Below are 18,732 nucleotides of genomic sequence, written 5' to 3' on the forward strand. Positions count from 1 at the left end.
GAAAGGAGGAAGTATTATGCCGTCACAATATTCTTATACGAGTTATGGCTTCCCGTATTGGCTGAGGTATGGAGAATATGGTGGTCCCGGTCATTCAGGCGAAAGAAAGAACCCAGATGGTAGTTTATATATTGATCCGCGAACACGGCAAACGGTTCCCTTCTATTACGACCCAATAGATCCATTAGACGTCCTTTTCAGAAACCACGATTTAGCCTATGATGCAGCGAAGAACAGTAGTAACCCTCTTGTTGCCAGGACCATTGCGGATATTACACTGCTGAATGAAATGCAGAAACTTGCTCCGAGCCAGTTAGATGCTCGTGGCAATGCTTACAGGCGACTGGCAATAGGTGCGTTCACTGCTAAATTGATAGCTGAATTTCCTTCATTACCATTCGATTTGTTTAAAAACGCCGCCACCGTATCCCCCCCTCGCATCGATCCTCTTATCCTAGATCTTGATAGTGACGGTATCGAGACGACTAGCATCACAGCCGGTGCCAACTTCGATCATGACGGCAACGGCTTTGCCGAACGGACCGGCTGGGTAAATAGTGATGACGGGTTGCTGGTGCTTGATCGTAACAGTGACGGTATTATCAACAACGGCACAGAATTATTCGGTGACCAAACCATCTTGAAAAATGGTATTCGTGCCACCAATGGTTTTCAGGCCTTGGCCGAATGGGACGATAACGGAGATGGCAAGATCGATGAAATCGATGACATCTGGGCCACGGCAAGGGTATGGAGAGACCTGAACGGCGATGGGGTTTCCAGTGCCGATGAACTCTTCACGCTCAGCGACACTGGCATCGCCTCGATCGGCCTGACCAATACTCCCGTTAGCGTTACCGATACCAACGGTAACACCATGCTCCAATCCGGAACCTTCACAAGGACCGACAGCACGACCGGACAGGTCGGCGATATTGCTTTTCAGCGCGACACAACGTTTACCGTAGCTACGGAATGGCTTGATGAGCCGGAGGAAATCGAGGCGTTACCCGATCTTCAAGGATTTGGCAATGTCTACACTCTGCATCAGGCTATGGTACGCGACGCGAGCGGTACACTGAAATCCTTGGTGGGATCATTTGCGGTGGCGACTGATACAAGCACCCGCAATGCCATAATTGAGCAGATCCTTTTCAAATGGACCGGCAGCGACGGCATCAACCCCGCCAGCCGCGGTGGAACTATCGACGCCCGCAAGCTCGGTGCGCTGGAAAAGATGTTCGGACAATCCTTTGTTGGGACCAGCGGGGCGAACCCGAATGTTACCGCAGCGGCAATGCTCAATCAGTCCTATCAGGGATTGTTCGATACTTTTTATGCCCAGCTCATGATGCAGACCCATTTGAAACCGCTCTACGATCTGATTACCTACTCGTGGGACGAGGCGTCGCAGAGTATCAAGGGAGATTTGTCGGGGGTAATTGCCGAGATTGAAAATGAGCTGACGGCCGATCCTGCCGCCGGGAAAGCCCTTTTCGACGAGTTTACGCGCAATCTGGATCAACTCAAGGCAACCTCGGCGATGAATTTTGACGCTTACCAGGCAGCCTTCATGAGCAAAGGGGATAGCTTTATCTGGACTTTGGAGTCATTAGGAAAAAATCTTATCGCCGGTACGGCAGGCAACGATATGCTTTCCGGGACTGCAAATGCTGATGCTCTTGCCGGCGGAGCCGGTGCCGATACCCTGTATGGCAATGCAGGCGATGACATACTCGACGGCGGTTCTGGCAACGACATCCTGCAGGCAGGCGACGGCAACGACACCTATATCTTTGGTCTTGGAAGTGGTCAGGATGCAATCTTTGACACCTCTGGCACCGACACGGTGCAGCTTGGTGCGGGCATTAGCGCAGACGACCTTGGGTTCCTCAAGATCGGAAACTACGATCTCAGGGTTGAAGTCAAGGGAACTACGGACAGCCTCATCATTCAGAACTGGTTTAGCCACAATGCCTACCGCATCGAGCGGTTCAGATTCAGCGACGGCACGGTCAAGACCATCGGTGATATTGAAGCGGCAGGTTATGTCCTTCGCGGCGGCAGTGGCAACGACACGCTGAATGGTTCCGAGGCGCGGGACATCATGTACGGTGGTGCCGGCAACGACATCCTTTTCGGTGGTTCTGGCAACGACATTCTTGACGGTGGTGCAGGCAACGACTACCTGCAGGGTGGTATCTATGCGAACAACGGTGACGACACGTACCGTTTCGGCATAGGCGGTGGCCAGGATACGATTTACGACTACGACGGGGCGCCCAACCAGGACACGGTGGAATTTGGCGAAGGCATCACCCCTGACATGATCGAATTCCGCAGGTCCGGTGATGAGCTCCAGGTTGCGCTCAAAGACACATCAGATATGCTGACCATTCAGGGCTGGTTTGTCAACGGCTCCTTCAGAATCGAGCGGTTCAGATTCAGCGACGGCACGGTCAAGACCATCGGTGATATTGAAGCGGCAGGTTATGTCCTTCGCGGCGGCAGTGGCAACGACACGCTGAATGGTTCCGAGGCGCGGGACATCATGTACGGTGGTGCCGGCAACGACATCCTTTTCGGTGGTTCTGGCAACGACATTCTTGACGGTGGTGCAGGCAACGACTACCTGCAGGGTGGTATCTATGCGAACAACGGTGACGACACGTACCGTTTCGGCATAGGCGGTGGCCAGGATACGATTTACGACTACGACGGGGCGCCCAACCAGGACACGGTGGAATTTGGCGAAGGGGTTACACCGGATCAACTCTGGTTCAGCCGCGCGAATAATAACCTCGAAGTCAGTATCGTCGGCACTGACGACAAATTCACCATCCAGGACTGGTTTTACAGCAGCTACAACCATGTGGAGCAATTCAAGACAGCAGAAGGCCTCACGCTTCTGGACAGCCAAGTGCAGAACCTGGTCAATGCCATGGCGGCCTTTACCCCGCCCGCACCCGGACAGACCATACTGCCCCAGAACTACCAGGAAACGCTCGCCCCGGTACTTGCGGCCAACTGGCATTGAACGTCGGCGACTGGGGACTAGGGGCTGGGAAATGCGGTTATCCCGGTCCCAGGTCCCCGGTTCCCGGTCCCTGAATCTCCGAGACTGCTCCATGACCCCTGACGGCCCGACTCACGCTCCCTCCGAAGACGCTTCCGCTCCCCCTATCGACAGCGCCCTGGCCTGCTTCGTCATGTTGGCCCGTTTTCATGCTGTTGCGGTGGAGCCGGACCAGATCAGGCACCAGTACGGCGGCAGCGGCCACAAACTTGGCACTACGGAGATCCTGCTGGCTGCCAAAGCTCATGGGCTCAAGGCTCGCGTCGTAACCACCCGCTTCGAACGCCTCGACCGCACCCCCTTGCCGGCCATTGCCGAAACCATTGACGGCGAATTCGTCATTCTTGCCCGCGTGGATGCCGATCAAGTGCTCTTTCAGGACCCCCATGCCGGCCGCCCCCTGCAGTGCCACCGGGACGAATGGCTGGCCCGATGGAACGGCAGGCTGATCCTGTTTGCTTCGCGGGCCAGCCTTACCGGCGATCTGGCGCGCTTCGACTTCAGCTGGTTCATCCCCGCCATTGTCAAATACCGCAAACTGCTGGGCGAGGTGCTGCTGGTCTCCCTGTTCCTCCAGATCATCGGCCTGGCGACACCGCTCTTCTTTCAGGTGGTGATGGACAAGGTCCTGGTCCACCACGGCCTGACGACCCTGGACGTTATCGCCGTGGGGCTTCTGGTGGTTTCCCTCTTCGAGGTCCTGATGACCGGGCTGCGCACCTATGTGTTCTCCCATAGCTGCAACCGTATCGATGTGGAACTGGGAGCCCGGCTGTTCCGTCATCTGCTTCATCTGCCCCTGGCCTATTTCCAGGCACGCAGAGTAGGGGATTCGGTTGCCCGCGTGCGGGAACTGGAGAACATCCGTAACTTCCTGACCGGCCAGGCCCTGACCTCGGTGCTGGACTTGTTTTTCTCCGTGGTCTTCATCGGCGTCATGCTCTACTACAGCGGCTGGCTTACCCTGATCGTGGTGCTGTCGCTGCCCTGCTACGCAATCATCTCGGTCCTGATCACCCCTTTGCTGCGGGCCCGGCTCAATGAAAAATTCGCCCGCGGAGCTGAGAACCAGTCTTTTCTGGTGGAAATGGTCAGCGGCATCGAAACCGTCAAGTCCATGTCGGTGGAGCCGCAGGTGACCCGCCGCTGGGGCAACCAGCTGGCAGCCTATGTGGCGGCCGGCTTCAAGGTCACCAGCCTCGCCAATATCGGTAGCCAGTGCGTATCACTGGTCCAGAAACTCGTTACCGTGGCAACCATGTGGCTGGGGGCTCGGCTGGTGATCAACGGGACCCTCAGCGTGGGGCAGTTGATCGCTTTCAACATGCTGGCCGGCCGGGTGGCTAGCCCGGTCATGCGGCTGGCGCAGTTATGGCAGGACTTTCAGCAGGTCGGGATCTCCATGCTGCGGCTGGGCGACATCCTCAATACCCGCACCGAGGTCGTTCAAAGCAGGGCGCAGTTGCCTGCCATTCAAGGGCGGATCGAGTTCGACCACGTGTACTTCCGCTACCGCTCAGACGGTCCTGAGATCCTCCGCGACATCGATCTCTCCATCGCTCCCGGCGAGGTTGTCGGCATCATCGGCCGTTCCGGGTCCGGCAAGAGCACCCTGACCAAACTGCTGCAACGCCTGCATGTGCCCGAGCGCGGACGGGTGCTGATCGATGGCGTGGATATCGTGCTGGCCGATCCTGCCTGGCTCAGGCGGCAGATCGGCGTGGTGCTGCAGGAAAACCTGCTTTTCAACCGCAGCATCCGCGATAACATCGCCCTGGCCGACCCGGGGCTGCCCATGGAGGCGGTGATCCGGGCCGCGCAACAGGCAGGTGCCCACGACTTCATCGTCGAGCTACCGGAAGGATATGACACCATGATCGGCGAGCACGGCGTGGGGCTGTCCGGCGGACAGCGCCAGAGACTTGCCATTGCCAGGGCCCTGATCACCAACCCGCGCATCCTGATTTTTGACGAGGCGACCAGTGCCCTGGATTACGAGTCCGAACGCATCATCCAGAACAACATGCGGTTCATCTGTCGCAACCGCACGGTCATCATCATAGCCCATCGCCTTTCTGCGGTGCGGAGCACGGACCGCATACTGGCCATGGATCGCGGCATGATCGTGGAGGAAGGGCCTCACCTGGACCTCGTGTCACGGGAAGGGGGCTACTACGCGCATCTGTACTCCATGCAGGCGGGGTGAAGGCAGTTTATGAGTTGAAGCGTTGGTGGAGTTGATGGAGTTCTCATGCGTCTGCAAGCTTTGCTGGAACTGTTACAGCGGTATTGGCAGGTTCTGAAGGCGGCCTGGGCGGCCCGCGCGGAAATGACCACCGGGGAGCGCACGGCTCATGAACGTGCCTTTCTACCGGCTGCTCTTGAACTGCAGGAGTCGCCGCCCCATCCGGCCGCCCGCCTGGCCTTGTGGCTGCTGGTCGCGTTCCTGCTGATCGCCCTGGTGTGGGCCTGCTTCGGAAGGATTGATGTGGTAGCGGTCGCTCCGGGTAAGCTGATCGTTTCAGCCCGCAGCAAGGTGGTCCAGCCCCTGGAACCGGGTATTATCAAGAGCATTCTGGTAAAGGAGGGGCAGTACGTGCAGGCCGGACAGGTGCTTATCGAGCTCGATGCCACCATCACCGGAGCCGACAGCGACAAAAGCTTTACCGCCTGGCTGGACGCCAAGCTCGAAGCGCTGCGCGCCCAGGCCCTGCTGGCCGGCATCGACGGGAACCAGTATCCCCGGTTGCCTGTTGACCCTGAACTGCCCGATAATGATGCCGCCTGTCGGCTGAAGCTTTCCGATACGCAGCGGCTGGCGTTGAGCCAATGGCAGGAGTTGCAGGCCCGGCTGGCCACTATCGATGCCGACACAGCCCGCAAACAGGCCGAAAAGGCCGGCATTCAGGAGCAGGTCCGCAAGCTCGAGCAGACCCTCCCGCTGGTCATGGAGCGAGCCACCGATTACAAGCGCCTGCTTCGGGAAACTGTGGTGTCCAAGCATGATTTTCTGGAAAGGGAGCAACTGCGCATCGAGACGGAGCAGGATCTGGCCACGCAGCGCAGAAGGCTGGACGAACTGGCCGAGGCATTGAACGGCAACCGGCGCCAGCGGGAGGCCGCCATGGCGGAGTTCCGCCGCACCCAGAACGACAGCTTGGTAAGAGCCCGCGAACGATCCCAGGAGCTGGCGCAAGAGGTTATCAAGGCCAAACGCCTGTACCACCAGACGCGGCTGACGGCCCCGGTCAGCGGGTATGTCCAGCAACTGGCGGTCAACACGGTCGGCGGCGTGGTCACCGAAGCCCAGCCCCTGCTGGTGGTGGTGCCGCCGGAGGACACGGTCGAGGCTGAAGTCATGCTGGAGAACAAGGATATCGGTTTCGTCAAGGCCGGTCAGGATGCCGCCGTCAAGATCGAGACCTTCAACTACACCAAGTACGGCCTGATCGACGGGAGTGTCCGGACCGTCTCACTGGATGCCATCCAGGATGAAAAACGGGGGCTGATCTATGCCGTTCGCATCCTGCTCAATCAGGACAGCATGCGGATCGAGGGCAGAACCGTGAAGCTAACCCCTGGCATGGCTGTGACTGCCGAAATCAAAACCACCCAGAGGAGGATCATGGAGTATTTTCTCAGCCCTTTGATCCAGCATGTGTCAGAGAGTTTGAGGGAGAGATAGACGTACCCGCATTATCCGTTTCATTGACAATCATTCCACCCGCTAATGGATGAATCTGGTGGATGATGCTTTTCTGCCGTTCCCGTTTCCCAATTACCGGTCACCAGTCTCCGCCTGTATCACCGTTTCCCCCACAACTGCAGCAGCGCCGGCAGGAACACCAGAAAAACCGCTACGCTGGCCAGCATGCCGAAAGACATGACCGCGCCGATACTGAAGACCCCCTGGTGACGGGCCACCATCAGGGCGCCGAAGCTGAACAGGATCGTCAGGGCGTTCAGGAAGACGCCGATCCCGGCGCTGCTCACGGCTACCCGGGCAGGTGACTCGCTCCCCTGGCGGTAGCGGTTGATGATGTAGATGGCAGAGTCGATGCCGACCCCCAGGATCAGCGGCAGCACGATGATGTTGGCCGAGTTGAACCTGACGCCGGCCAGCCACATCCCCCCGACCATCAGCAGCAGCCCGGAGACGAGCGGAAGGGCGCCGATCAGGGCAAAACGGACACTCTTGAAATTGATCAGCAGGATTACGGCGATGCCGATAAAGGCGTAGCAGAAAGCCTTGAGGTAGGAATCGCGCAGGATGGTCAGCGACCCGAACACCTGGATCGGTTCGCCGGTGGCATGGGGAGCGACCTGTTTCACCTGCGCAACGAATTCCGCCAGCGGCTCATGCTCGAAGATTTCCTTCTTGGGCGCCACCTGCAGCATGTAGACGCCGCTCTTGCCCACAAAACGCTGCTTGAGCTGCTGCGGCACATCCTCTTCCCGTACCTCCGAGGCCTGCAGGCTCTCCTTCATCATGGCCAGCTTGTCCGGCAGGGCCGCGAACATGCTCCCCTGGAACTCCCGCAGCATGCCCAGAGCGTTGCGATCTTTTTCGCTTTCAAGCGATTTGAAGAAACCGTCCAGAGTGACCAGGAAGGCGCCCACCGGCTTGGCCTCGGCTGCCTGCCCACTCTTGAGCACCTGTTCCAGTTTGGCCACCCGGTCGCGGAAGTTCTCGAAAACCGTAGGCAGCTCCATTACCTGCAGGTTTTCCTGATAGGGGACCGGCTTGACATCGGCCATGACCTGCTGCAGGGCTTTCAGTTCAGCCAGCTTGGCCGGCTGCTGATCCGGAACCAGGGCCAGCAGGCTGACCACATGGTCCACGGCCGGCAGCTTCTCCAGCCGCTGCGTCAGCTGCTCCGCTTCCTGACGGTCACGTGCCGTGACCACCGCGAAATACCCCGAGTTTTCCTTGCTGGCCATCAGCTTGTAGGCATACTGTACCGATTGCAGCCCCCTGGCCTGCAGGTTCATCAGGTTGTAGTCGAAGCGCGTCTTGAGGGTCGGATAGATGCAGGCCAGCGACAGGAGTGCCGTGACGACTGTCACTGTTCGCGGATGCCCGAACAGCAGGCGCATCAGCGGGTGGTCGGAGGACTGGAGCGTCTCGGGGGTGGCCCGGCGGGTTTTCTTGCGGAATGGTTTCAGCAGTATCAGCATGGCCGGCAGGACCGTGAAGGTGGAAACGACGCAGATCATCACTCCGCCGGCGGCAATGATGCCCAGTTCGGCGATGCCCTTGAAATCGGTGAGGGCAAAGGTGGCAAAGGCCAGGGCCACTGTGGCGGCTGCCATGACGATCGAGCGTATGTTGGCGGAAAGCCCGGTCTCGATGGCCTGCATCTCTTCGGAGCCGGAAGCGCGCTCTTCCTGGTAGCGCAGCACCACCTGGATGCCGTACTCGATCCCCAAGCCGATCAGCATGATGGCAAAGACCATGGAGAGGATATTGAGGTGGCCGATCGTCAGGGTGGCAAAGCCGAAGGAGAGGCAGATGCCGACGATCAGCGAGACCATGGCGGCAATCACGTTCAACAGCCCCCTGAAGGCGAACAGCAGCAGGATCACGGTCAGGGACAGCGAGAGTGCTGTAGCGATCTCGATATCATGCTGGCTCGTAGCCATCTCTTCGTATTCCAGGACCGGCACGCCGGTCAGGCCGGCGGTGACCCCTTTGTGCTCCGGTTTCTTGAGCACCTCGTCCATCGCTGCCCGAACCGCTTTGATGGCCTTTTCGCCCGGCACGAAATTACCCTTCTCCTTGACCGGCAGAACGGTGATCACCTGCTGCTTGCCGGCGTTCTCCAGCGTGCCCGGCTTGCCGTCGGCGCTGCCCTTGAGGAAGGAGTCCATCGAGAGACCGCTCGATTTGCCGTCAAAGGACTTGAAACCCTTGTCGAGAGTGGTCAACATGAAAGTCAGGCTTTGGAGCTTTTCCGGATCGGGATGGGCCAGGTAGTCGTCGATCTGGCGGGTCAGGCTGGTAAAGAGGGTCTGCACCGAGGGGGCTGCGGCCAGGTCCTTCAGCACCGGCGCGGCCATGGTCAGGGTATGGCGCAGTGCGCGGATCTCCTCCACTGGCATGAACAGCAGGCCGTTCTTGCGGAAGAAGGGGAGCCCCCCGGGGTAGAATACTTCCCGGAAGACACCTTTTTCCCGATTCAGGCGCTCGAAGATGGCATCGCCACAGCGGGCGGTTTTTTCGGCATCGTCCGATTCGATCACCACGACGATCTCTTCCTGGTCGCCGAATTCCTGGCGATAGGCGCGGTAGTCCACCTGGAACGGTGCAGTCTTCGGCATCAGGTCGTCGCGGCCGGTCAGAAACTTCATACTGTGCTTGGTATAGACAACAGACAGGACCGAAAGCAGCAGGGCCAGCGCCAGGATCAGACGGGGCCGGCGGGCTACGAAAGCGAACAGGCGGCTCGGTTTGTGGGACACGGAAAGCTCCTTGCAACGGATTGATGCGGCGGACAAACTTTTTTTATGGACGAAGCCCGGTAAAAATGCAACGAGAAAAGACAGGGCGCTGATTGTCGATTCGGATTCAATATGGTATCTGATTATAAACCTGAATTGAGATCAGACCACCACGGAAAGCAGGGGAGGGACCATGCAGACAGCCGAATTCAACCTGGAGACGCAGCGCAGGACGCATTTTGCAGCCATTGCGCCCCAGGTCGCGGCCATTCTCGAAAAACAGGGCTGGCGGGACGGAGTGCTGACCATCTTCTCGCCCCATACTACGGCCGCCATCACCATCAACGAAAATGCCGATCCGGATGTGGCGCGGGACATGGAGCGGTTCAGCGACGAGTTGATACCGCAGAGCCGGCATTTCAGGCATGCGAGGGTAATTCTGATGCCCATATCAAGGCCAGCTTCTACGGCTCTTCGGTTCAGGTGATCGTGCGGGGGGGCAGGTTGTGGCTGGGCACCTGGCAGGGAATCTACTTCTGCGAGTTTGACGGCCCGCGGCAGCGCACGGTATATCTGGCGTTCGCGGGGTGAAGAAAGGCAATCAGCCACACAGAGGAAAACAAGAGCATTCAGACGGATTAAAACCTGAAAGGTATTCTCGTTTTTTCTCTGTGCTCTTTGTGTCCTCTGTGGCTGAGGGGGTTACAGGTATTCCTCGCGTTTGATCCCGTGCTTCTTGATCTTGCGGTACATGGTAGCCATGTTCATACCCGCTTCGCGGGCAGCTGAATCGATATTCCCGCCATGCCGTTTCAGAAGACTCCTCAGCAAATCAGCTTCGAATCTTTCCAGCGCCGCATTGAAGGGGAGTTCGCTCGCTCCGGCGGCCGCGACCGGTATGTTTTCCCGGGGGGCGCCATCCGTGTCGATGAACTGATCCAGCGTTTCCCGGCAGATGAAATCCTCGCCTGCGCCCACCATTGCCATGCAGGCCTCGATCACGTTCCTGAGCTGACGGATATTGCCGGGCCAGTCATATTCGCACAGGACCTGCATGGCCTCCCGCTCGAAGCCCTTGACCGAGGTGCCGAATTTCTGGTTCTGCAGCCTGATGAAGTGCGCCGCCAGTTGAGGGATGTCTTCGGTGCGCTCCCGCAATGAAGGCAGGTGGATGTTGACCACATTCAGGCGATAGAACAGGTCCTCCCTGAATGTTCCGTCCTTGACGGCCTGCTTCAGGTCGGCATTGGTGGCGGAGAGCAGCCGTACATCCACCCTGGTGGGGGTAGTGTCCCCCAGGCGGATGAATTCCTTTTCCTGCAAGAAGCGCAGCAGCGTCTTCTGCACGTTCATCGGCAGATTGCCGACTTCGTCCAGAAAAAAGGTGCCGCCGTCGGCCGCCTCAAGTAGCCCCTGACGATTTTCCTTGGCGCCGGTAAAGGCCCCCTTTTTGTAGCCGAACAGTTCGCTTTCCAGCAGGGTCTCCGGCAGAGCGGCGCAGTTGATTGCCACGAACTTGCGCTCGTGCCGGGGAGAGTTGTAATGGATCGCCTGGGCGATCAGCTCCTTGCCCGAGCCCGATTCTCCGGTGATCAGGACCGAGGTGTCGCGTACCGCAATTTTGCCGACCTTGCCGAGTACCTCCTTGAGCCCGCCGGATGTTCCGATGATGTTTTCGAAACTGAACTGCCCCCTCAATTCCTGGCGCAGCTCGCGGTTTTCCTCCAGCAGGTGCGACTGCTGCAGGGCGTTCTTGACGCGGTAGATCAACTCCTCCGGCTCGAACGGCTTGGTGAGCATATCGTAGGCGCCCTTGCGCAACGCCTGGATCGACATGTCCACCGTGGCATAAGCGGTGATCATCATCACCGGCAGGTCCCGGGACTGCTCCTTGACCTTCTGCAGCACCTCCAGTCCGCTCATGCCCGGCATTTTGATGTCGGTGATCACCAGATCCCATGCGTTGGGCAGGAACTCCTCCAGCGCTTTCCGGGGGTCCGTGAAGGCCTTGGCCAGATAGCCGTTGTCCAGCAGCACCTGCTCCATCATGCGGCACAGGCCGGCTTCGTTGTCGATCAGCAGTATGCGTTTCTTTTGGGACATCTATAATTCCTCATGCTCAAGGGGAAGGATTACGGTTACGGTCGTGCCGCTGCCCGGTTCGCTTTCGATCCGGATCTCTCCGTGGTGCTGCTCGATGATCTGTTTGGTGATGGCCAATCCCAGGCCGGTGCCCCGCTCCTTGGTGGTGTAAAACGGTTCGAATATCTTTTCCAGGTTCTCCGCCGTAATGCCGCAGCCATTATCGCGGAAGGTGATATGGACATAACACAGATCGCACAGTTCGGTCCGCACCACCAGCGTGCCCCCGTTCTGCATTGCGCCGCCGGCGTTCAGGATCAGGTTGATGGCCACCTGCCGCATCTGGTCGCCATCCAGTTCCACAGGAGGGAGTCCCGCTGCGAACTCGGTCGTGATGGTCACACCCCTCATATCGGTGTGATTCTCGGCGAAATCCACGATCTGGCTCAGCAGATCGTTCAGGTCGACAGCCTCCAGGACCGGCCGGGGAGTGCGTGCATAGGAGAGCAGGTCCTGGACGATCTTCTTGCAGCGCTTGCTCTCCCGTTTGATTTCGTGGATGTATTTGTAGTGCGGATCGCATTCGTCCATCTTGCCTTCCAGGTAGCCAGCGTAGCCCAGAATGACCCCCAGGGGATTGTTGATCTCGTGGGCCACACCCGATGAAAGCACGCCCAGCGAAGCCATCTTGCCCTGCTGAGCCAGGCTGGCCTCCATTTCCCGGTTGTGCCGGATGATATCGGTCATGCGGTTGAAAGCGGTGCCCATTTCGGCCAGCTCGTCCTGGCCGGCGACCTTCATCCGCTCCTGCAGATTTCCGCGCTTGACGCACCGGATTACCTCGATCATGTGCGTAATGGGGCTGGTGAACAGGGTTGCGGCCCGCAGAACCAGCAGGACCGAGATCAGGCCCACCACCATGATCAGGACGCACATGCTGAACAGGATATGGTCCCTGATGGTGTTGGCCTGGCGATAGAATTCATCTTCATAGGAGCCGACCGCGATGATCCAGTCCCAGGGCTCGAAGTATTCGTAGCGGACTATTTTCATGCGGGGCGCTTCATCGCCGACGTTTCTCCAGGGATACCTGATCCAGCCGCTCTTTTTCTCGCACATTTCGCGGACGAAAAGATGGCCGCTGGTGTCCCGTGCATCGGAAATGTTGACCCCTTCCGCGTCCGGATGGATCTTCAGGGTGCCTTTGCTGTCCATGCAGAAGATGTAGCCCGTGGCTCCCACCTTCTTGTTCTTGATCTTTTTCTTCAGGGCCGCAAAGGATTCGGAAGCCAGCTCGGCGGACAGGCTGGCCGAGGTGTCCTGCCGGTAGTCGTGAAACTGCCGGTCGTGCGAATCGAGCAGATCGATGGTGAAGGAGGCCATGTGCCGGAGGTCGTCCTTGCTGGCCTGGGTGACCCCCAGATAGGCCTGGTGGTTGGCGATGAAGCCGATCACGGCTGCCACCACGAAAATCGGCACGATCACCAGCGGCAATACCAGAGCCAGCAATTTCCAGCGCAGTTTCAGTTTGTTGAGCAGGCGAATCAGCATGGTGTCTTCTATCGTATACAATTTTGTATACTTGGATATACCTGTTTTCAGGCGGCAAATCAAGCCGCGGGCTCGGCTCGGGGGAGAACAGGGCAGGAATTGGCCAATGAAGCAGCTTTAGGAGGTTGTTGGAATTCTCAGGTTGTTCAAAAATGGGCAGGTCGTCGCACCCGCAGGAAGCCCCGCGGAGACCCTCACCCGGCCTTTGGCCACCCTCTCCCGAAGAGAGAGGGAACAGAATGCCCTCCCCCTCTGGGGGAGGGATAGGGAGAGGGCTGCCGTGCTACGCCGCACAATTTCACGTGTGAAATTGGACCGCGGAGGCGCCCGGAGGGTGAGGCCGCAGGCCGAAGTCACAAGATTACTGACGAGGACGGCGGCGATATGCCCGTTTTCAACAACCTCTTGGAAGAGGAAAATCGCCTATCGCCGCACAATCTCCCTGTGATAAACTCAAGGCTTGCGGCGTTCCTTGCGGAGATGCTCCAGGACGCTGTTTTCCAGCTCGACTTCGCGGATAATCTTTTCGGCCTCGTCGCTGCTCAGCCCCACGCTGGGGCGGTTGCCCATCCAGTGGGTGAGACCCTCCGTGGGAGGGTCGAGCTTTTCCGGGAGCGGCGGTCCGGGTATGCGGCGCCCGTTGATGTACAGCGCGGCCTTGTAAGCGCCCGCTTCCTTGACGATAGCGAATTCGGCTTTCATGCCCGTTGACAGTATTTTGGTCAGTATCGTGCGCTTGAAAAGCATAACAGCTCCGTTGACGGTCCTTCAGGCCGGGCCGGTAACGCCTCCATGACGCTTTGAAATGCTTTTTGCCGTGGGAAGCATCCGGCGCGTTTGCTGCCCGGCTCTTCCGGATGCTCCGCATCAGATGCCGCGAATTAAGATTCTCATTTGATTTTGACTGTTTATCCATAAAAATCAAGCGCCCAGTGAGGTTCCATCCTTGAAACGCAATCTTTCCAATCGGACTGCCGTCACCATGCTGGATACCTTGTGCGGGGACTATCTGCAGGGGAAGGAGGAGGTGCTGCGCCTGTCGGCCATCGCCCTCCTGTCCGGCGGACATATCCTGATCGAGGACCTGCCGGGACTGGGCAAGACCACCGTCGCCCTGGCGCTGGCCGGCAGTACCGGCCTCTCCTTTGGCCGGGTGCAATGCACCAGCGACCTGCTCCCCTCCGACATCACCGGTCTCTCTGTCTTCAACCGTGAACAGGGCACATTCACCTTTCTGCCGGGACCGATCTTCAACAATATCGTGCTTCTGGATGAGATCAACCGGGCCATGCCACGCACCCAGAGCGCGATGCTGGAAGCGATGGAGGAGCGGCGGGTAACAGTGGAGGGGGTGACTCACCCTCTGCCCGATCCCTTCATGGTGTTTGCCACCCAGAATCCCTCCGACCAGAGCGGCACCTTTCCGCTGCCGGAGTCCCAGCTCGACCGTTTCCTGATTTGCACCGGTATTGGCTATCCACCCGAAAAGCTTGAACGGGAGATCATTTCCGGAGGGGGTATCCGCGAACGGATCGGCGAGATCGTTCCGGTGGCGACCGCTGCCGATATCCTGGCTGCCCGGCACGCCGTTGCGCACGAGGTGTACCTGTCCGAAAAGCTGGTTTCCTATATACATGCGCTGGTACTTGCCACCCGCAGCCACCGAATGATTCAGACCGGCCTTTCCACGCGTGCCGCCATCAGCCTGGCACGGGCGGCCAGGGGAGCGGCGTTTCTGGAAGGGCGCGATTTTGTCGCACCCGAGGATGTGAAAGGTGTGGCCGTGGCGGTCTGTGCCCATCGTCTGGTCATGAGGCCGGAGCATTTCGGCTCCGACCGGGGAGAGGTCGTACGGGAACTGCTCGACGACATAGCGTTGCCTCTGCATTGAACTCCGGGACCGGAACGTTCCGCTCGGGACGGGACGGAAGGGTACGCGGTACGCGGTTCCGGGTGAGAATCGGGACGTCCGGCGCACTGTATATCGCCCTTACGCTGCTGCTCGGTTTTTCCGCCATCAATACGGGAAACAACCTGCTGTTCCTGGTCGTGGCGGGACTGCTCGCCTTCATGTCGGTCACCGGGCTGGCCGGCATGTTCAATCTTCGGAAGCTGACCCCCGAACTCCTGCCGCCGGCAGAGATCTTCGCCGGTACCCTGGCCCCCTTTCGCCTGCGTCTCCATAACACCAAACGATACATTCCTTCATTTCTCATCCGGCTGGAGGTTTCCGGCGGGGGGAGTGTCACGATTCCGATGATACTGGCTGGAAGTTCGGCCGACGGCACGGTGGGGCTGGCGTTTCCGGTACGGGGATATGCTGGTGTCAGGAGTGTGGTGCTGAGTTCGCCCTTTCCGGTCAATTTCTTTATTCGCAGCCGGATCTTTCCGCTGGATCCGAACTGCATCATATTTCCGCGGCTGCTGTCCGGTATGGCGGTCGATCCGGGACGCGAGGCTGAGCGTGCCGGCCAGGCCGCCCGGCAGGCGCACGGCCTTGACGGAGAATTGGAAAGCATCACAGGGTATTCCGGCCGGGAGCCGCTCAGGATGATCCACTGGAAGCACACGGCACGCACTGACGAACTGCTGGTAAAGGAATTCGGGCTGCTGACCGCACCTCCGCTGTTCATCGAACTGGATGCGCTGGCAGGCACTACCCTCGAAGACCGTATTTCGCATGCGGCCTGGCTGGTGCAGCACTGGGCCGGCCAGCGGCCGGTGGGGCTCAGGCTGTCCGACCGTTCGGTCCCGGCCGGGATGGGGCAACACCACCGTTTGTTCCTGCTGAAGGAACTGGCATTGTATGGCAACGATTAGAACGCTGATAACGGTACTTTCCTATGCCATTGCCCTGTGCGGGCTCGTGCCGCTTTTTTCCTGGCTGGCACCCGTTCCGCGCCTGCTGGCTGCAGCCGGCCTGATAGCAGGCATCTGGCAGGACCGCCGCGGCGCCTGGCCGCTCAAGACTTGGATGCTGAACATTTCGATCGTGCCGGTTTTTCTGTTCTACGCCTCCCGGTTCAGCCGTACCGATGCCGTTCAGCCGGTCGTGAGTTTTCTGGCGATCCTGCTGGCGGTTCGCCTGCTGGGGGAGAAGAGCCCTCGCCACTACCTGCAGATCTACGCCCTGTCGCTATTTTGTCTGGCCGCCTCCTCGCTCTTCGATCTGAGCCCCTTTTTCCTGCTGTACCTGGCCCTGATGCTGTTCATGGTGGCGGTATCGCTGGTTTTGCTGACATTTTGGTGCCAGGAGGAGCGGATGGAGATCCCGCGGGCCGCGCTGCAGCGTATAGTTGCCGCTGGCCTGCTGATGCCGCTGCTGTCGTTGCCGTTCCTGGTCCTCCTGTTTCCGCTGCTGCCCCGTACCCAGTTTCCGTTATGGAATTTCCTGGCAGCGCCGGCATCCCGCATCAGCGGCTTTTCCGACCGGGTCGAACCCGGCGGCAGCAGCACGATGGCTGAGTCCGCTGCACCGGCATTTCGTGCGGAGCTGCCGCGGCAGCCGCAGCCGCAGCTTTACTGGCGCGGCATCGTTTTCAACCGCTTCGACGGCAGGCGCTGGGTTCGCGGTCCAATTCCGCCGGAGACTGTCGTCTACGGCAGTCCGCGCGTCAGCCAGGTGATTTTCCCGGAACCGGGGCTGGTCGGGTTCCTGCCTGCCCTGGACGCGCCGGCAAGCATTACCGCTGCACGCGTCAGACGTTCGCCCGATGGTATTTTTCAGGTGCCGGCCAGCGCCCGGATCCGGAGCTATGCCGCCGAATCATTCCCCGCCGGCACGCTGCCGGTGGCCGGCAGCATTGACCGCACTTTTTACCTGCAACTGCCCCCGGGCATCCCCGAGCGCATCAAACGTCTGGCAAAAGACATACATGTCGGCGGGAAAAGCGATTCCGGCCGCCTGGAGCTGTTGGAACGCTATTTCCGCACCGGCGGCTACCGGTACACCCTGCGGGATCTGCCGACCGGGGATAATGCCCTGGAGCGTTTTCTGTTTGAAACCAGGCAGGGGCACTGCGAATTTTTCGCCTCTGCCTTCGGTGTCGTGTTGCGCGCCGCCGGAGTCCCGGCCCGCCTGGTGGGTGGCTATCTGGGGGGAGAGTATAACGACCTGGGGGGCTATTATCTGGTCAGCGAACGGATGGCGCACGTCTGGGTCGAGGCCTACGTCAACGGGCAGTGGCTGCGGGTCGACCCCAGCAGCTATGCCGGGAATGCGGGGAGCGTCTGGGGGAGCCGGCCGCAGAGAAGTTTTACCATGCGGCTGCGCCTGGCAATCGATTCGTTCGATCATGCCTGGAACAGGTCGGTGATCAACTACGATTTCGAACGTCAGGTGGAGATGGCCCGCACGGCCGGAAAGAAGCTTCAAGGGCTGAAAGCGGGACCGGTGCTGAAGGCTCTGCAATGGCCGCTGGCGCTGTCGGCAGCAATGCTGCTCGTGGCGGCCGCCATCCTCAACCGGAAAAAACTGTGGCCCACACCGGCGGAACGCCTGCTGCGCAGATTTTATCGGCAAGTTGAGCACGACTGCGGTGTTCGGGTGCTTCCGGGGCAGGGGCTGTTCGAACTGGCGGAGTCGACCGGCAATGCGAGTGTGCGGACTTTCGTAGAGATCTATGCCGGCGCGTTGTATCGGGACCGGCCCCTGACCGCGGAGGAGTATGATCGTCTGAAGCGCCTGTTGAAGAAAGGGTTTGCCGTCAGCTCTCCCGTTTCCTGAACAGCACCCTTGCGGTCGGCATCTCTCCTTCTGCCACCTCCCGCACCTCTTCCTGGAACAGCACTTCTCCCGGCAGAGCTTGGAACATCTTCCCCAGCTCCCCGTAGCGCAGCAGGTATTCGGCAGTGTGGGTCCCCGAGGTTTCAGGCGATTCCAGGATCGTATCCACGATCAGAAGTCCCCCCGGCGCCAGGGCGGCAAAGGCCTGGGGAATCAGGTCGCGCAGCAGGAAGTTGAAATTGATGATCAGGTCATATTCTTCGTCAATGCAATAATCCTCCAGATCCGCCCAGCGGAAATCAACCGTTACTCCCGCCTCAGTCGCCCACCGGTCCGCTTTTGCCAGACCCACGTCCGAGATGTCCAGCCCGGTTACCTCAAAGCCGTGCCGGGCCAGAAAGATCGCGTTGCGCCCTTCGCCGCAGGCAATGTCCAGTGCCCGCCGACCGGGAGCCAGGGCCTTTATGCGTTCCATTTCCCGGGCCAGGAACGGAGAGGGGCGCACGCCCAGAAATGCCTCTTCCGATCCGAAACGCAGATTCCATTTGAGCCTGTCCTCTTCCATCACTCCACCGTTCCTCTCATTTCGAATATGCACCAGCCTCTGTAGCAGAAAAATCAGGCTTTTTCCTCACGAGACTTTTTCGCAATTTTGCAAAACGATGCGGAAAGAATCTTTGCATATCTGCGAAGTTTGTCAAGGGCGGCCATCATTGTTTCCAAAGTGCCGAGTATTGCAGGTTTTCAGCGTTCCAGCCATTCAAATCTCAGGAACAGGGTTCCGGTTTGTGTGGCCGGTTGTTTTGCAAAAGTGTGAAAGATCGCGCAAAACTGCACTTTTAATTTTGTAATATGC

General features: G+C 59.2%; 11 protein-coding genes and 1 pseudogene. 7 read left to right on the plus strand and 5 right to left on the minus strand.

Features of this window, described 5'->3' with window-relative positions:
* The first annotated feature begins 16 nt into the window (after positions 1 to 16).
* From GSVR_RS09705 to GSVR_RS09715, 3 genes are all read left to right on the plus strand, one after another.
* Positions 17 to 3,037 carry a calcium-binding protein gene (locus GSVR_RS09705; protein WP_173196437.1) on the plus strand — a complete coding sequence of 1,007 codons (3,021 nt, stop codon included), beginning with the start codon at positions 17 to 19 and terminating at the stop codon, positions 3,035 to 3,037.
* A gap of 91 nt (positions 3,038 to 3,128) precedes the next feature.
* Complete coding sequence (locus GSVR_RS09710) at positions 3,129 to 5,282, plus strand: type I secretion system permease/ATPase (protein WP_173196434.1); 2,154 nt, start codon at positions 3,129 to 3,131, stop codon at positions 5,280 to 5,282.
* Between the two features lie 45 nt (positions 5,283 to 5,327).
* Positions 5,328 to 6,761, plus strand: coding sequence for an HlyD family type I secretion periplasmic adaptor subunit (locus GSVR_RS09715; protein ID WP_173196432.1), 1,434 nt, complete (start codon positions 5,328 to 5,330; stop codon positions 6,759 to 6,761).
* Between the two features lie 119 nt (positions 6,762 to 6,880).
* Here GSVR_RS09715 and GSVR_RS09720 read toward each other — a convergent pair whose 3' ends face one another.
* A complete protein-coding gene (locus GSVR_RS09720) occupies positions 6,881 to 9,538 on the minus strand; it encodes an MMPL family transporter (RefSeq protein ID WP_173196431.1) in 2,658 nt (885 codons plus the stop codon).
* Positions 9,539 to 9,710: 172 nt separating this feature from the next.
* On the opposite strand from GSVR_RS09720, the pseudogene GSVR_RS09725 reads away from it, so the two are divergent.
* Positions 9,711 to 10,108 (plus strand): annotated as a pseudogene (locus tag GSVR_RS09725) (secondary thiamine-phosphate synthase enzyme YjbQ).
* Between the two features lie 111 nt (positions 10,109 to 10,219).
* Here GSVR_RS09725 and GSVR_RS09730 read toward each other — a convergent pair.
* The 3 genes from GSVR_RS09730 to GSVR_RS09740 all read right to left on the minus strand — a co-directional run bounded on the left by GSVR_RS09730 (position 10,220) and on the right by GSVR_RS09740 (position 13,897).
* Positions 10,220 to 11,620, minus strand: coding sequence for a sigma-54 dependent transcriptional regulator (locus tag GSVR_RS09730; RefSeq protein WP_173196429.1), 1,401 nt, complete (start codon positions 11,618 to 11,620; stop codon positions 10,220 to 10,222).
* Positions 11,621 to 13,150 (minus strand): Cache 3/Cache 2 fusion domain-containing protein, encoded by a 1,530-nt coding sequence (locus GSVR_RS09735; protein ID WP_173196427.1) that lies wholly within the window; start codon positions 13,148 to 13,150, stop codon positions 11,621 to 11,623.
* 453 nt (positions 13,151 to 13,603) lie between these two features.
* Positions 13,604 to 13,897, minus strand: coding sequence for a hypothetical protein (locus GSVR_RS09740; protein ID WP_173196425.1), 294 nt, complete (start codon positions 13,895 to 13,897; stop codon positions 13,604 to 13,606).
* A 235-nt stretch (positions 13,898 to 14,132) separates the two neighbouring features.
* Between GSVR_RS09740 and GSVR_RS09745 the strand changes: the two genes are divergently transcribed.
* From GSVR_RS09745 to GSVR_RS09755, 3 genes are all read left to right on the plus strand, one after another.
* On the plus strand, positions 14,133 to 15,041 hold the full coding sequence (locus GSVR_RS09745; RefSeq protein ID WP_173196703.1) for a MoxR family ATPase: 909 nt from the start codon (positions 14,133 to 14,135) through the stop codon (positions 15,039 to 15,041).
* A gap of 62 nt (positions 15,042 to 15,103) precedes the next feature.
* A complete protein-coding gene (locus tag GSVR_RS09750; RefSeq protein WP_239077509.1) occupies positions 15,104 to 15,970 on the plus strand; it encodes a DUF58 domain-containing protein in 867 nt (288 codons plus the stop codon).
* Positions 15,957 to 17,876: a DUF3488 and transglutaminase-like domain-containing protein gene (locus GSVR_RS09755; RefSeq protein ID WP_173196423.1), complete on the plus strand. Its 1,920-nt coding sequence runs from the start codon at positions 15,957 to 15,959 to the stop codon at positions 17,874 to 17,876. The genes GSVR_RS09750 and GSVR_RS09755 overlap by 14 nt, the downstream gene beginning before the upstream one ends.
* Here GSVR_RS09755 and GSVR_RS09760 read toward each other — a convergent pair.
* Positions 17,857 to 18,441: a bifunctional 2-polyprenyl-6-hydroxyphenol methylase/3-demethylubiquinol 3-O-methyltransferase UbiG gene (locus GSVR_RS09760; protein WP_173196421.1), complete on the minus strand. Its 585-nt coding sequence runs from the start codon at positions 18,439 to 18,441 to the stop codon at positions 17,857 to 17,859. The two genes, GSVR_RS09755 and GSVR_RS09760, sit on opposite strands and share 20 nt — an antisense overlap.
* Positions 18,442 to 18,732: the final 291 nt, after the last annotated feature.

This window comes from Geobacter sp. SVR, from assembly GCF_016865365.1.
In the GTDB taxonomy this organism is placed as follows: Bacteria; Desulfobacterota; Desulfuromonadia; order Geobacterales; family Pseudopelobacteraceae; genus Pelotalea.

Bases quoted from the DNA above. Each gene is read 5' to 3' on its own strand.
- GSVR_RS09740 (WP_173196425.1), bottom strand. From the start codon at position 13,897: ATGCTTTTCAAGCGCACGATACTGACCAAAATACTGTCAACGGGCATG.
- GSVR_RS09715 (WP_173196432.1), top strand. From the start codon at position 5,328: ATGCGTCTGCAAGCTTTGCTGGAACTGTTACAGCGGTATTGGCAGGTT.
- GSVR_RS09755 (WP_173196423.1), top strand. From the start codon at position 15,957: ATGGCAACGATTAGAACGCTGATAACGGTACTTTCCTATGCCATTGCC.
- GSVR_RS09735 (WP_173196427.1), bottom strand. From the start codon at position 13,150: ATGCTGATTCGCCTGCTCAACAAACTGAAACTGCGCTGGAAATTGCTG.
- GSVR_RS09705 (WP_173196437.1), top strand. From the start codon at position 17: ATGCCGTCACAATATTCTTATACGAGTTATGGCTTCCCGTATTGGCTG.
- GSVR_RS09760 (WP_173196421.1), bottom strand. From the start codon at position 18,441: ATGGAAGAGGACAGGCTCAAATGGAATCTGCGTTTCGGATCGGAAGAG.
- GSVR_RS09730 (WP_173196429.1), bottom strand. From the start codon at position 11,620: ATGTCCCAAAAGAAACGCATACTGCTGATCGACAACGAAGCCGGCCTG.
- GSVR_RS09745 (WP_173196703.1), top strand. From the start codon at position 14,133: ATGCTGGATACCTTGTGCGGGGACTATCTGCAGGGGAAGGAGGAGGTG.
- GSVR_RS09710 (WP_173196434.1), top strand. From the start codon at position 3,129: ATGACCCCTGACGGCCCGACTCACGCTCCCTCCGAAGACGCTTCCGCT.